The 13116-nt window shown below is 44.4% G+C and carries 12 protein-coding genes; 4 read left to right on the top strand and 8 right to left on the bottom strand.

The genetic code is table 11. The features are described 5' to 3' along the window. Positions 1-65: 65 nt before the first annotated feature. From A142_RS06120 to A142_RS06095, 6 genes are all read right to left on the bottom strand, one after another. Positions 66-443 carry a VOC family protein gene (locus A142_RS06120; protein ID WP_029405441.1) on the bottom strand — a complete coding sequence of 126 codons (378 nt, stop codon included), beginning with the start codon at positions 441-443 and terminating at the stop codon, positions 66-68. 193 nt (positions 444-636) lie between these two features. Then, the gene (locus tag A142_RS06115) at positions 637-2655 is read right to left on the bottom strand and encodes a M4 family metallopeptidase (RefSeq protein WP_019822170.1); all 2019 of its coding nucleotides are present in this window, start codon (positions 2653-2655) and stop codon (positions 637-639) included. Positions 2656-3048: 393 nt separating this feature from the next. Then, positions 3049-3405 (bottom strand): hypothetical protein, encoded by a 357-nt coding sequence (locus A142_RS06110; RefSeq protein ID WP_019822168.1) that lies wholly within the window; start codon positions 3403-3405, stop codon positions 3049-3051. A gap of 222 nt (positions 3406-3627) precedes the next feature. Further along, the gene (gene trpS, locus A142_RS06105) at positions 3628-4692 is read right to left on the bottom strand and encodes a tryptophan--tRNA ligase (RefSeq protein WP_019822166.1); all 1065 of its coding nucleotides are present in this window, start codon (positions 4690-4692) and stop codon (positions 3628-3630) included. Between the two features lie 251 nt (positions 4693-4943). After that, positions 4944-5744 (bottom strand): hypothetical protein, encoded by an 801-nt coding sequence (locus A142_RS06100; RefSeq protein WP_019822164.1) that lies wholly within the window; start codon positions 5742-5744, stop codon positions 4944-4946. Positions 5745-5905: 161 nt separating this feature from the next. Then, the gene (locus tag A142_RS06095) at positions 5906-7237 is read right to left on the bottom strand and encodes a D-serine ammonia-lyase (RefSeq protein ID WP_029405440.1); all 1332 of its coding nucleotides are present in this window, start codon (positions 7235-7237) and stop codon (positions 5906-5908) included. A 133-nt stretch (positions 7238-7370) separates the two neighbouring features. On the opposite strand from A142_RS06095, the gene A142_RS06090 reads away from it, so the two are divergent. Beyond that, positions 7371-8564 (top strand): MFS transporter, encoded by a 1194-nt coding sequence (locus tag A142_RS06090; RefSeq protein ID WP_019822160.1) that lies wholly within the window; start codon positions 7371-7373, stop codon positions 8562-8564. A 29-nt stretch (positions 8565-8593) separates the two neighbouring features. On the opposite strand, the gene A142_RS06085 is transcribed toward A142_RS06090, so the two are convergent. Then, complete coding sequence (locus A142_RS06085) at positions 8594-9391, bottom strand: helix-turn-helix transcriptional regulator (RefSeq protein ID WP_019822158.1); 798 nt, start codon at positions 9389-9391, stop codon at positions 8594-8596. 57 nt (positions 9392-9448) lie between these two features. Next, positions 9449-9982 carry a YbhB/YbcL family Raf kinase inhibitor-like protein gene (locus A142_RS06080; protein WP_019822156.1) on the bottom strand — a complete coding sequence of 178 codons (534 nt, stop codon included), beginning with the start codon at positions 9980-9982 and terminating at the stop codon, positions 9449-9451. 243 nt (positions 9983-10225) lie between these two features. Here A142_RS06080 and A142_RS06075 point away from each other — a divergent pair, with 243 nt between their 5' ends. From A142_RS06075 to A142_RS06065, 3 genes are read left to right on the top strand one after another with little or no spacing between them, the layout of a single operon-like run. After that, positions 10226-11635 carry an ATP-binding protein gene (locus A142_RS06075; protein WP_019822154.1) on the top strand — a complete coding sequence of 470 codons (1410 nt, stop codon included), beginning with the start codon at positions 10226-10228 and terminating at the stop codon, positions 11633-11635. After that, complete coding sequence (locus A142_RS06070) at positions 11613-12260, top strand: response regulator transcription factor (protein ID WP_019822151.1); 648 nt, start codon at positions 11613-11615, stop codon at positions 12258-12260. Before A142_RS06075 ends, A142_RS06070 begins: the two co-directional genes overlap by 23 nt. Further along, positions 12260-13072, top strand: a complete 813-nt coding sequence (locus tag A142_RS06065) for a DUF2861 family protein (protein ID WP_019822149.1) — start codon at positions 12260-12262, stop codon at positions 13070-13072. The genes A142_RS06070 and A142_RS06065 overlap by 1 nt, the downstream gene beginning before the upstream one ends. Positions 13073-13116 lie beyond the last annotated feature (44 nt).

Genomic DNA, 13116 nt, shown 5'->3' with positions numbered 1-13116 from the left:
AAGCGGCTTTGAGTGCGAAGTTATCTACTCGTAAACAAGCCAAAAATGAAGTTTGACTCTGAAACCTAGTAATTCGAAATCTCAATCAGATTACCATCAGGGTCTCGAACATAAACGGAGACAATTTTCCCCGTCGCACCTGTTCGTTGTACTGGCCCTTCTTCGATTGTGACCCCTTGAGCTTCAATATGTTCTATCGCCTTTGCCATTGGTGTATTGGTGATAAAACAAAGGTCAGCACTACCCGCTTGCACGTGCTGCGCTTTTGGTTCGAACTCATTACCTCGTTGATGAAGATTTATCTTTTGGCAGCCAAACGATAACGCTAAGCGACCTTCTCCAAATTGGATGGGTTTCATGCCTAACACGCGCTGATAAAAATCCACCGTCACGGTTAAGTCTTTAACGGTTAACACCAAGTGATCTAAATGACTGATTTCCAATTTATTCATCCTTGTTTCGTCGTTACTAGATATTGCATGCTGAATAAGCCTAAGGCACATATTCTAATGTTGGACGTGCTCACACAAGATCAGCATACATCTTCACCTCTCACTTTGAACGAATAAAGGGAGCACAGACTGTGCTCCCTTCTCATCGGTTTTAGCTCACTTAAATCACTTTATGTCGTTTTAACTAGTAACAAGAACCTTCAAATACCCAATACCAATAGTTATTGAACGGGTCTGCTCCCCAGTTATCCGCAGACGCTGAGAATCTGTTGCCATAGTATTGAACTGCCGTACCTGCTGGATAATAGTAGTTTGGGTTCCACTCTTGAAGATTATCGCACAAACCTTGTGGCTCAGGTTTAGGCGCTTCTAAGTCAGCACTGACCGCAACATACGCATCCATCGAGCCTTTAGAGCCAGAAGCCATCACATATATATCAGCACCCTGCACGCCATTTAGACCACAATATTCACGATTACCTTGATTGGTAGAGGCGCAATCGTAATCATTTAGTGATGCTGGTCGACCGACTGCAACGTACATGTCTACATCACCGTATCCATTGTAAGTTTGAACCCAAACTTCATCGGCCGGTGCGTTCTTAAGTACAAACTGTTGCTGATCATCACCTTCTGCCTGAATAGGTGTCGGCATGTTTATCTCTAGATCCACGACGCCAGGTGTTGGTGGATTAGGATTCGGGTTTGGCTGACCAGAACCACAGTTTTGTACATCAATGCCCACTTCGTTAAATGCAGACTTCACCGCAGAGGTCTCATAACCTAGCTTTTCTGCTGCTTTGCACACCCCATTGGCACCTTGTTGGAAATCCGAGTTTGGTGTCCAGTAAAGTTGGTTCGCGGTTGCGTAAGCCTTAAACGCTTTTTTGATGTCCCAACTGTTGCTTGTTGCTAGGTGGTAGAACGCTTTATTAAAGATCCCTGAACTATGGTGAACATCAATGCCATTGTAATACTGGTTGATGTGACCGATAGACATACCATCTTGGCTCGGCTTAATGAAATAACGCATTGCATCGCTATGCTTCATTACATGTTCACCCATCTTCCAATTGAAACTACCGTGCACATATTCACTTAACGCTGCTGCTGCCACGTCCGAGAAAGATTCATTCATTCCGCCCGACATGCCACGATATTCAAGACCCGAGTTTTGCTCAGTAAAGCCGTGACTCACCTCATGAGCAATCACGTCCCACGTAGCTAATGGATACATGGATTGGTTGCCATCACCAAACGTCATTTGGCGACCATCCCAAAATGCGTTTCCATAGTTCGAGCCATAGTGAACACGCATCTTTAGCTTTTGTTGAATGGGACGAGTGTTCAACCAATCTTGGTACATGTCGAACACACGTTGACCAAAGTAATGTGCATCGTTCATTGGCGCATACGCACCGTTGACGGCACGATAATTATTAACGTTGCTCCCACCATTATCGTTACAACTAAATTGATGTACTTGACCTGAACTCTGCTGGTTGTTCATGTTAAGCGTTATTACGTCTTGGCTGTCCATCTGACAGAACGAGTTAACTTGGAACGTGCCAAACTGTGTATTGGAGCCAAAATAATAACGGCCACTTTTCTGGTTTCCGCCCGGTCCTTCTGCCTCAATGAATGCAATCCCTTCCCACTGGTCGAGCAACTCGCCAGATTTCGCGTCAACGAGTGTAATCGGTCGTGACGGCGCCATACCTTTCGTTTGTAGGAAATCAATCTTATAAATAAGGCGTGCTTGTTGCTGTTCATCAAGCCAAATTCCAAGTTCAGTATTTGGACTGTGAATGGTCGCTGCCGCTACACCTTGATATTGTGATTTAGCAATAGCGAGTGCTTGCTGAGCGTTGATCATTGGCAATGTTGAGCCGATATCAGCTTCGATATCCGTTAACACTTGTCCATCTACTGCTTTAGCAATGCCCTTCTGGGAAAGATCAACCACTACCGATTGACCGTAAACCGGAATCCCATAGTGGAGTTGTTTCTTACGGAGGAGTGTTGTTGTACCAGTATCCACACGACTTGCATCTTGGTAAGCAAGTGGTTGGCTTACAGCGGTAAAACCCTGTGTTGTTTGATTGAGTACTGTAGATAAATCGACTTGCGAGTAGTCGACAACATTGGCAGCTTGAGAAGTAAACGCTATCGGAAATAGCATTAGTAAATGTGCACCACGCATACGTCACCTTTATAATTATGTTTTTATAAATTCACCCACTGGATGAGCGCGCATCTTAACGATAGAAACTCCATATAAGTTAATACACCTAATTGCATATGTGATATCGATTCAGAACATAGCTCCTAGTACAATTAAAAATGAGAATGGCAGTCAAAAATCAATAATTTCTTATACTTATCAACAACTCAACAAATAGACCTAAAATATGAAGGGGTATCTGATTTTCGATGATATGCACAAATTTCATGCTTCAAATCGTTACGAGATTCAGTATCGATATCGATTGTTAAATAACAGCACCAACTCACCCTCACAAGATTCAACTCCCGCAATTACACAAGATGGTATCGAGTAGAATAATGATGAGGGTGTGTTGGCGGTGGTTGGGACTTAGTGTTTGGTTTTGTTGAGCGTGTAAGTGACCAAGCTATCGTCCGCTATCTTAAACATCCAAGTATTATCGTTGTCGGTAAACAGATACTCATCCTTGGACGGGGTTTGCGTCAGCTTAGCGATGAACTCGGATAACTGAGGCTCGTATATTAGAAAACTCCCCTCAGAGGTGTTGATATCTAAGTCGTTATTCACTTCAATTTGCAAAGTTGAGCTAGGCAAGATGTCGGGCAACCAACCTCTATCAAACAAACGATCTTGTTGAGCCAATTCGTAAGTTGCGTACTCGTCACTGACCACATCAGAACAGCCCGAGGCTAGAAGTAAGATTGGGAGTAATAATTTGGTTTTCATTTAGTTCCATCATTTGAAGAAAAGGCCTCGTTCACTAGCCCAGCGATAAAAGCATGAAAAAATCAGCAAGCGAGTGACAAGTGCCGTTACAAAAGCGATGTTATAAATTAATCATTATTCCCATTCAACGTAATTGACTTTATTTACATATAACCCACACTTAAACCATTGATAATATTAATGTTAGGCTCCAGCATTTGTGTGCTATAAATAGCCCTGCAATCAGAGTATATTCAGCCCAAACACGCCCTTTACATCAAATAATACATTTGTTGTTCTTTCTCTCGATACCTGCGTGCCTTTGCGTAAGATATCAATGAGCTGAGCCTTGTCGTCTAACAGTTCAGTTCGGCGCTTTCTAATCGGTCGAATCATATCCTGTAGGCATTCTTCCAACACCTTCTTAGTTTGACCATCGCCCAGCCCACCTTTTTGATAATGCTCTTTTAGTTGACTGACATAATTAGCGTCTGCGTGAAAAGCATCAAGATAAGTGAACACGATATTCCCTTCTACCTTGCCAGGGTCTTCAATTCGTAGGTGATTTGGGTCGGTATACATGGATTTAACAGCAGCTCTGATCTCTTTCTCTGTCGCACCCAAATTAATGGCGTTGCCCATCGATTTAGACATCTTACTTTTACCGTCAGTACTAGGGAGACGAGATGCATTACTGAGAAGTGGCCTGCATTCATTCAAGATTGGCTTACCCGCCAACGAATTCATTTTCCTCACTATCTCATTGGTTTGTTCTAACATCGGTAGTTGATCATCACCGACAGGCACTAAAGTCGCGTTGAAAGCGGTGATGTCTGCCGCCTGTGAGATGGGATAAGTGAGGAAGCCTGCTGGGATAGATCGTCCAAATTCCTTGTTCTGAATTTCACTTTTGACCGTTGGATTGCGTTCCAAGCGAGCGATAGAAACAAGATTGCTGTAGAACATGGTGAGCTCAGCTAACACCGGCAACTGTGATTGCAGACAAATCGTGGTCTTGGTCGGGTCGATACCCACCGCAAGATAGTCAGCGACTACATTGAGAATGTTGGAAGAAACCTTCGAAGGATTATGGGCGTTGTCGGTAAGCCCTTGCATGTCGGCAACCAATATCGTTTGGTCGTGAATATGCTGCAAAGAGACTCTTTGTTTAAGTGAACCGACGTAATGACCCAAATGCAAAGGCCCAGTAGCTCTATCGCCAGTCAGAATGATTTCAGGCTTGTTGGTATTGTTCTTACTGCCAGCGCTATAGTTGCTGACCGCATGGCTGTTTGAGTTGGTATTCATGGTGTATCTCCAAGTTAGAAAGGCTACTGGAGATAAAAAGAGGCGACATTTTTGATGACATTCTTAGCTACCGTCCAGCAGCTAAAGAATGTGAGTATTCCGTGCTGCTCTGTTAAGAGCACCACCAAAAGAAAATTGAAGTTGAAGCGGAAGTAAATTTCATGGTTAAAACCTATCAACAATACAGACGAGCGACAACTGTTATTTACGCGCGCCAAGAAAATAGGTCATAAGATTAATAGGTTATAGGCTTAATCTTTAACGGAACACAGCTCAATGATTCGGTCACACATGGCTTGGTTGACTGTGAAGTGGGTGTTGAGGAACGCTAGTTGGGCAAGTGCCGATTCAGCCGTACGCTCGTAACCTTGTGTAAAGGTTGGTAGCAATTGAGCAAACTTAGGAAAGCGTGCCTCTAGCCTTCTATCCGACATAAACTCATCAACGAATTCAGGCTCAGACTGTTCAGTTTGATCCACAAGATCAATCAAACGATCGAGTGCGTAAGATTGAACGAACCGACTGCCCGACAGCTTTTCGCCTCGGTTATAACGAGACATACCCACATAAAGATTGGTTAGAGCCTCACCAATGATCCACTCTTGGGAATTAGTGTCTGTCTCCCCTTTTATTGGTGGAACACAACACTGCGTATCAAATTCATGTTGCTGCCAAACAATACGCCCTTCAGCAAACGGAATGTGCGCTAACTCGTGGGGTTCAAACACTGCAAACTCACAAAAGATTCCGTCAGCGTACAGGACTTTATAGCCATCGACGGTGTTTCTCACCGCGTAGTCGATTGGGTGAATATCAGATAGCCAATGCAAACTGTCTAAGAAATACTGCTTGTGCCCTGTTTGCACTATTGCGAAAAAATCGACATCTGAATACTGATCAAGTCGTTCTGTTTCAATACCTACTGAGCCCAATCCCAGCAAAGCATGAGCCTTACCCGATGCTTCCAAAGACTCCCCAATCGCATCTAAACGCTGGAGTAATTTTTCTGGTGTGTTTATGTGTCTTGTCTGCATCACTTTGTCCGTCTGCATTGCTCAATCCCTATCAAGTTGAATGCCACTCAACCTAACTGATAGTTAGAACACCTATGAAGCTAAATTTATAAAATGTGTGTTTTGGATAACGATCTGCGCAACTTATTGCTTCGTTTAAACTCATAAATCATCCACAAGAGTCCGACTTTCTATCCGATTTACACCGAAGACTTGGCTAAATACGCTGCCATTTCTTGCTCTGGAACCATACCGCCACCAGTCGCCCACACAAGATGAGTGGCATTGGCTAACGTAGAATTATCGATGCCTAACCTTTCCAGAAACTCACTATTTTGCTCAACATGAATCGCACCCGGCATACCCGCTAGCGCTGAAGGCTCAAGTTGAATTCCCTCTGCTTGATTCAGTTCACCTAACAATTGGTACATGCGTTCGTCGGTTAATGTGTAATAACCATCAAGCAAACGCTCCATCGCGCGACCGACAAATCCAGATGCTCGCCCCACTGCTAAACCGTCTGCGGCCGTTAAGTTGTCGATACCAATATCTTGCACCGCAATCTCATCATGCAAACCCGTATGAACACCGAGCAACATGCAAGGTGAATGAGTCGGCTCAGCAAAAATACAATGGACGTGGTCACCAAAGGCCATCTTCAAGCCAAATGCCACACCACCGGGGCCGCCACCTACTCCACACGGCAAGTAAACAAATAGTGGGTGTTCTTTATCCACTGAAATGTGGTGTTGTTCAAACTGCTGCTTTAGCCTTTGCCCTGCCACCGAATAACCAAGGAACAGGGTTTGCGAGTTTTCATCATCAATGAAAAAGCATCGTGGATCTTGCTCTGCCTCTTTGCGACCTTGTTCTACTGCAACGCCATAATCTTGTTCATATTCAACCACGTTGACGCCATGCTCTCGCAGTTTGCTTTTCTTCCAAGCTCTCGCGTCTGCCGACATGTGAACAGAGACCGTAAAACCCAATTTGGCACTCATGATACCGATCGACATGCCTAGATTACCCGTGGATCCTACCGCAATGCTGTATTGTTGGAAGAAGTCACGGAATTCAGGTTCGAGCAACTTACTGTAGCCATCGCTCTCACACAGTAACCCGGCTTCAATCGCAAGCTTCTCGGCATGCGTTAGTACTTCATAAATACCACCGCGCGCTTTGATTGAACCTGAAATTGGCAAATGGCTGTCTTTCTTCATCATCAAACGCCCTTTTATAGGTTGCTGATAATGCGCTTCCAATACTGATTTCATAGATGAAATGTCAATAAGCTCAGACTCGATGATGCCATTGGTGACTTGAGTTTCCGGAAACGCTTTAGCTAGATAAGGAGCAAACCTTTGTAGCCTCATGCTCGCATCGTGAATATCTTGTTCGCCTAATCCCACATAGGGTAAACCTTGCTCCAAAGTCGTGATGTTTGGGTTAAACCAAGTCACTTCTTCGAGTGCCATTAATTGTTGAAGTAGTGGGAAGTCTGAGATGAGCTTGTCGATATTCAATACAGTCATGGGTGACCTTTTCTGGCTAAGCGCGTACTGCGCAGGTTCAATCATTAGTAAACCTATTTAAACGGTATTTGTGTAATCATTCAATGATCTGTAGGCTAGCCTGTCTTCTCATAAGCAAACAGTAGAACAACCTATGAGCGCCTCTCTTCGTAATAGCATTTTCGTCATGTTAGGGATTCTATTCCTAGCACTTAACCTTCGTGGGCCTTTTACGAGCTTGGCTCCTGTACTTTCTCAGGTTATGGAAGGCCTCAACCTTACGTCATCGGCTGCTGGCTTCTTAACAGCTTTACCACTGTTAACTTTTGCCTTGTTCTCACCATTAGTCACCAAGATATCCCAACGAATTGGTCTAGAGCCTAGCCTACTATTAGGCTTAGTTCTGATCACGTCCGGGATTACACTGCGCTCTGCTGGGTTAATCCCAACTTTGTATATCGGCACGGTGATGATCGGGCTTGGTATCGCGATTGGTAACGTGTTGTTGCCCGTTGTAGTGAAAATTAGCTTCCCTACTCGTATTGCGACCGTTACTTCTTTGTACATTTTTACGATGGGCATCGGTTCGACGTTAGGCTCAAGTTTGATGGTGCCGTTTTCAAATCTAACCTTATTTACGATCACGGGTTGGCAATTAGCACTGTTAATGAATCTAATATTCCCAATATTAGCTTTGATGATCTGGTTGCCTAAAATCAGAAAACGCTCATCTTCAGCCAACAATAACAAGCAACAAGACAAACCTCTGCCGATGAAACAGATGATTAAAAGCGGCGTAGCGTGGCAAGTAACGTTAGCGCTTGGGCTTAACTCATTTACCTTCTACTCTTTGGCTGGCTGGTTGCCACAGATATTGAACGATCTTGGCTACAGCGAAATCGACGCGGGCTACATCTACGGTTTCCTTCAATTTTCGACTATGGTTCCGGGGCTGCTGTTACTGCCGTTATTAGCCAAAAGTGACAATCAACAATGGCTCATCACTCTGTGTGCATCGAGTGTATTTGTTGGATTGATTGGTCTTCTGTATTTGCCTGAGTTTGCGATCTTTTGGGTGGGACTGTTTGGATTAACCAACTGCTCGACGTTTATTATCGCTCTCTCTTTTGTTGGCTTACGTACATCGAATAGCAGCCAAGCCGCATCATTGTCGGGTATGGCTCAGGGAATCGGTTATGCATTGGCAGCCACTGGTCCTACGTTGGTGGGTAAGCTTCATGCTCAAACCGATTCTTGGAGTGTTCCTATTCTGTTGATCGCATCTGTTGCCTTTGCGTGCACGATTTTCGCGGCACTGGCAGCACGAGATAAGAAAGTGAGCGTTTAGGCAAACAGAATGATTATGGTATCGCGACTTTATTTGCTCTCGACTCTATGGCTGACGACGGTTTTGATGTATTCACTTGGCGACAAACCAAATTTGCCTTTAAAGCGCTGACTAAAACGCCCTTCCGATTGGTAACCGCAAGACTGAGCCAACATCGCCACGTTCTGTTGTCCGTTTTGCATCAGATAAAGCGCGTGACTCAAGCGAACTTCAGCCAGTACCTCTCGATATTGCATACCCTCAAGTTTGAGCTTTCGAATCAGTGTCGCTCGGCTCATCGCAAAACGCTCCGCAACCGACTCTAGCCGATGCTTCTCATCTGGTGAATGTGAAAGATAATGGCTGAGCTTTTGGCTAAACGAGACGTTGGCACTGGCAAACAATTGATGCAAAACCCCTTTTTCGGCCAATTGCTGGTACAAGCCCTGTAACCAAAACTGTTGAGTCTCTTTGCTCATGCTCTGTGTATCAAACGAAAACAGAGCATTGAGTGAGTCTTGTAAGTTTCGATCCGCTTTTACTGTAGGCAGTCCCAGATCATTCGAACGTTCCTCACTAAAATCAAGCATCGCCTGAGAAGGTTGGAATTGAAAGCTGAACACTCGCGACAAGAAGCGCCCTTTGTGGGGCATGTTCTCAAAGCTTAGTGAAGCTGATGCCTCACACAACAGCAGCTCAGAGTGTGAGAGTTCGGCCGCTGAACCTTTCCAAAACAGGCGCTTACTGCCTGTAATGATCTGAATGATACTAGGGGATAGAATCCTCACATTACGCAGCTTTTGTAACTGCTCTGCACGAAAGATCGTCACTTGATATTGATGATTCATCTCACCCCCCTTATTTAATTATTATGTACGTGTATAAGCTTTAACGTACATAAGCTATTAACGTGTATAAGTTGCGGTCAGTTTAGCTTTGTCTAAAGCCATGCTGTTCAACGTGAATCCAACCACAGCCGACGGCGTATTTTCGTCGAGGTTAAGTTTGTCCGTTGGTAATGCCCAAACCGTGAACTGGTAACGGTGCATACCATCTTTTTCTGGAGGACAAACGCCACCGTAGCCAACTGTACCGTAATCAATGCGACCTGCTTTGCCACCGACTTTAGAGATGTCGACACCGCGAGGTAGCTCGTTCACAGTTGCAGGGATATCAAACGCAACCCAATGCCAGAAGCCACTTTCAGTCGGAGCATCTGGGTCATACGCCGTGATTGCAAAGCTTTTGGTTCCTGCTGGTGCATCTTTCCACATCAATTGTGGTGATAGGTTATCGCCGTCACAACCCCAACTTGAGTATTCAAAAGTCTTCGCCATTGGGTGACCTTCTTGAATATCGTTGCTGGTTAATTCGAACGCCTGAGCAGAGCTTGCAGCCAAAATACTGATTGCCAATACTGATTTGATGATGAGTTTCATAATGGTTCCTCTTATTAGGTATGAGCCCAGTATAGTCCTCTCGATTCGCCCAATAATGACAGTAAGTACATAATTATCGAATTTATTTCAAACAAATGATATTTACTGCATTTTTACTTTATTGTTTAAAAGCATGACCCACACGACAATTTGTTGTTAAAAGAATACTTGTTGACATTCAGGTTACAAATCATGCCCAAAACTCTTTAGACTCGCCCCACGACTTTTAACGAGAATGATTGGATGCGCAGGTTTACATTGACTCTTTGCTTGATCTTTTGGCTCCCAACTCTAGCCAATGCCCAAAGTTTGCAAGATAAGTGGCAAACTCTGTATCAACTGAGCTGGCAATCATCTCCAATCTTAGTATCTCAACAAGAGTTGGCTCAATATCCGAAAGTTCTACTCCATGAAAGTAGCCGCTATCCTGATTTCAACCAATTCAGTTGGGACGACATCGCAGCGTTAGCGTCAATACAAGATCACTGCCAAGCAATTGAAAACAGTAATCCTTCATTACATAACGCCATCGAGTTTGAGCTCGCTTTGTGTCAGCAACAAGCATTGGATTCCATTTGGTTTGCTGCACACTCCAAACGACACCCTGCAGGTGGTAGTTTTGCTGATCGTTATTTGGCAGTTTACCCCGACGTAAGCGAGCAAATACGCCCGTTTTTGAGTATTACCAACCCTCAGCACCCTTTATATACCAAGCTAGAATCGCTAACCGCTCAAGGCAGAGAAGCACTGCTCAGTGGGTACCGAGCTTGGCAACAGGACGATGTGCTTTGGTTAAGTGGCGAACAAGGCTGGAAAGCCATTCCCTTAAATGTTTGGCAACCTATTGCAGAGCAGCAAGAGGTGTCTTTGACGGGTGAAACCTGCACTTTTCGTTACAGCAACGTCTGCTTAAGCGAACCTAGCAATGACAATCTGATCATGAAAACGTTGATCTTTACATTGCTGTTTACGTTGCTTTCCGGACTCGGTAGAGTCTTATACCTAAGAACAAAACAACGAAAAGAGAGGCAGTTCGTTTTACAGCTTCTTACTCATGAACTTCGCACGCCCATTACTAGCCTAGGTCTAACCGTCGAAATGTTTAGAAATCGCTACGATGACTTTTCTGATGAAACTCAAAATGCGGTTTGGCGTTTAATATCTGACTATCAAAGGCTCTCTCAGCTCACCGAAAACAGTAAAGTGTATCTAAGTTCGGATCAGTCAGAACCTTTGTTGAAGCAAAACGCTTCATTAGAAGAGTGGCTCGATCATGTCTGTGAAAAGCACAATATTTCTTATCAATGTGAAGCGCGTGAAGTCGAACTTAACCTGCCTTATTACTGGCTAACCATCTGCTTGGATAATCTAATCAAGAATGCCAAACAACACGGTAAAGGTAAGGTTTTGGTAAAGGTCGAACTCGGAGACAAGCTGACGATTGAGGTACAAGACGAGGGGCACTTCCCTTCTTTTCTGCAACGGTTTTTATCTCGAGCAACACCGAGTATCAATCACAGACAAGACAACATGGGCATTGGCCTCACTATTGTCGAACACTTGATGAAACAAGCGAATGGCCATCTCATTATTCTTCGTAACCCAACCCGATGTATTTTGGAAATAGCTTATGAACACCCTACTGCTGATTGAAGACGACCATCTACTTGGACAAGGCCTCGTCAGCTTCTTTGAGTCCAATGGTTACCAATGCCTTTGGGCGAAGGATTCAGAGAGTGCCAGTAAGCAATGGTTCCGAGCCGATCTAGTGATACTGGATCGACAACTCGAAGACGGTGACAGCTTGCGACATTTGCCGAATTGGTTACTGCTCAAAGCCCTACCAGTGATTGTGTTAACGGCTAAAGTGGAAGTCCAACAACGCGTAGAAGGCTTAATGGCAGGTGCCAAAGATTACGTCACTAAACCATTTTCGAACGACGAATTGCTTGCTCGAGTCATTACCCAACTTCGTCCGTTAGGGGTGAGCCAACTAAATTACGCCAACATTGAAGTCCGCTTTTCTGAACGAATCGCTTATTTGGATGAAAGCCCGATCACGTTAAAACCTAAAGAGTTCCAGTTATTGGTCTTGTTTGTTCAGAACCAAAGTCGTGTGTTTCACCGAGATGAGTTACTCAACAAAATTTGGGGTTATCAGGCTTTCCCTAGCACTCGAACTATTGATAATCACATACTGCGCTTACGCCAGAAGCTGCCCACATTGAATATAGAAACACATCGCGGCGTTGGTTACCGCTTGGCTGGGGAATCATAATGAAAGTTACTTCGTTAACCGCACTGCTCTGCACATTGCCGCTCGCAAGTCATGCGGCTTGGTTTACTGACACGCCATTGCAGCACACCTATCAATCGTTGCTTGATGGTCAACCTCAAGTTGCATGGCAAGAGCTACAAATCGCACTCGTTCAACAAACACTCGATAGTGAGCTTTGGCTGCCAGTCAAACAAGAGATACTGAGCCAAACTCAATGCGGAACTTCACTAAGACAAGACACTGAGACGAAACATCACATTCAAGTTAGCTTCATTCGACGCTACGGCCTGTCGTCGCACGGTTATCAAATTAAAGTCTCTGCCGAGCAACTCAACAAAGGCTTAGAAACCCAAACTCTTTCTTTGGTATCGCCTAAAGGTAAAATCCTTCTCGATGGGCAACTCACTTCCAACAATGAGTACCAGGAGATTGAAACCTATGAAATGTTCATCAAACCCGAATCTGGTGTTTATCAACTAAGGATAGGTTCAAACCACTACCCTATTATTGTCGCTTTAAATGACAGTAATCGATGGCTGACGCTCGAAAGTAAACTCAGCGAACCACATATCGTGCTCTCGCCTCCAAAGGTGATCGACAACTGCCCTGACGCTAATGTGAACTGGCAATGGTTTGATGAAAACTACAACCTGTTAGGTTACAAATTGCCAATCAAAACAGCGCAAGCACCCGTTCCCTCAGAAGGTCCACTTGGAACCAAAGCCAAGCACCTGAGTGCTTCGGTTGAAATGTTTGAATACCAAGGCGCTATTGAAGTCCAATATGTGCAACGCGTCGCCGTGCCTTTCTAATGGAACACCACTAAAGCCAAACAGAAAATAGAGACATATAGGTG

The organism is Vibrio splendidus 12E03 (assembly GCF_000272105.2).
GTDB classification, from domain to species: Bacteria; Pseudomonadota; Gammaproteobacteria; order Enterobacterales; family Vibrionaceae; genus Vibrio; species Vibrio splendidus_I.
The sequence above is the reverse complement of the archived record's forward strand: the minus strand, read 5'-3'. Positions and strand labels throughout refer to the sequence as shown.

Excerpts from the sequence above, each read along its gene's own strand:
- A142_RS06090 (WP_019822160.1), top strand. The coding sequence starts at position 7,371 with ATGAGCGCCTCTCTTCGTAATAGCATTTTCGTCATGTTAGGGATTCTA.
- A142_RS06070 (WP_019822151.1), top strand. The coding sequence starts at position 11,613 with ATGAACACCCTACTGCTGATTGAAGACGACCATCTACTTGGACAAGGC.
- A142_RS06110 (WP_019822168.1), bottom strand. The coding sequence starts at position 3,405 with ATGAAAACCAAATTATTACTCCCAATCTTACTTCTAGCCTCGGGCTGT.
- A142_RS06085 (WP_019822158.1), bottom strand. The coding sequence starts at position 9,391 with ATGAATCATCAATATCAAGTGACGATCTTTCGTGCAGAGCAGTTACAA.
- A142_RS06080 (WP_019822156.1), bottom strand. The coding sequence starts at position 9,982 with ATGAAACTCATCATCAAATCAGTATTGGCAATCAGTATTTTGGCTGCA.
- A142_RS06065 (WP_019822149.1), top strand. The coding sequence starts at position 12,260 with ATGAAAGTTACTTCGTTAACCGCACTGCTCTGCACATTGCCGCTCGCA.
- A142_RS06100 (WP_019822164.1), bottom strand. The coding sequence starts at position 5,744 with ATGCAGACGGACAAAGTGATGCAGACAAGACACATAAACACACCAGAA.
- A142_RS06075 (WP_019822154.1), top strand. The coding sequence starts at position 10,226 with ATGCGCAGGTTTACATTGACTCTTTGCTTGATCTTTTGGCTCCCAACT.
- trpS (WP_019822166.1), bottom strand. The coding sequence starts at position 4,692 with ATGAATACCAACTCAAACAGCCATGCGGTCAGCAACTATAGCGCTGGC.
- A142_RS06095 (WP_029405440.1), bottom strand. The coding sequence starts at position 7,237 with ATGACTGTATTGAATATCGACAAGCTCATCTCAGACTTCCCACTACTT.
- A142_RS06115 (WP_019822170.1), bottom strand. The coding sequence starts at position 2,655 with ATGCGTGGTGCACATTTACTAATGCTATTTCCGATAGCGTTTACTTCT.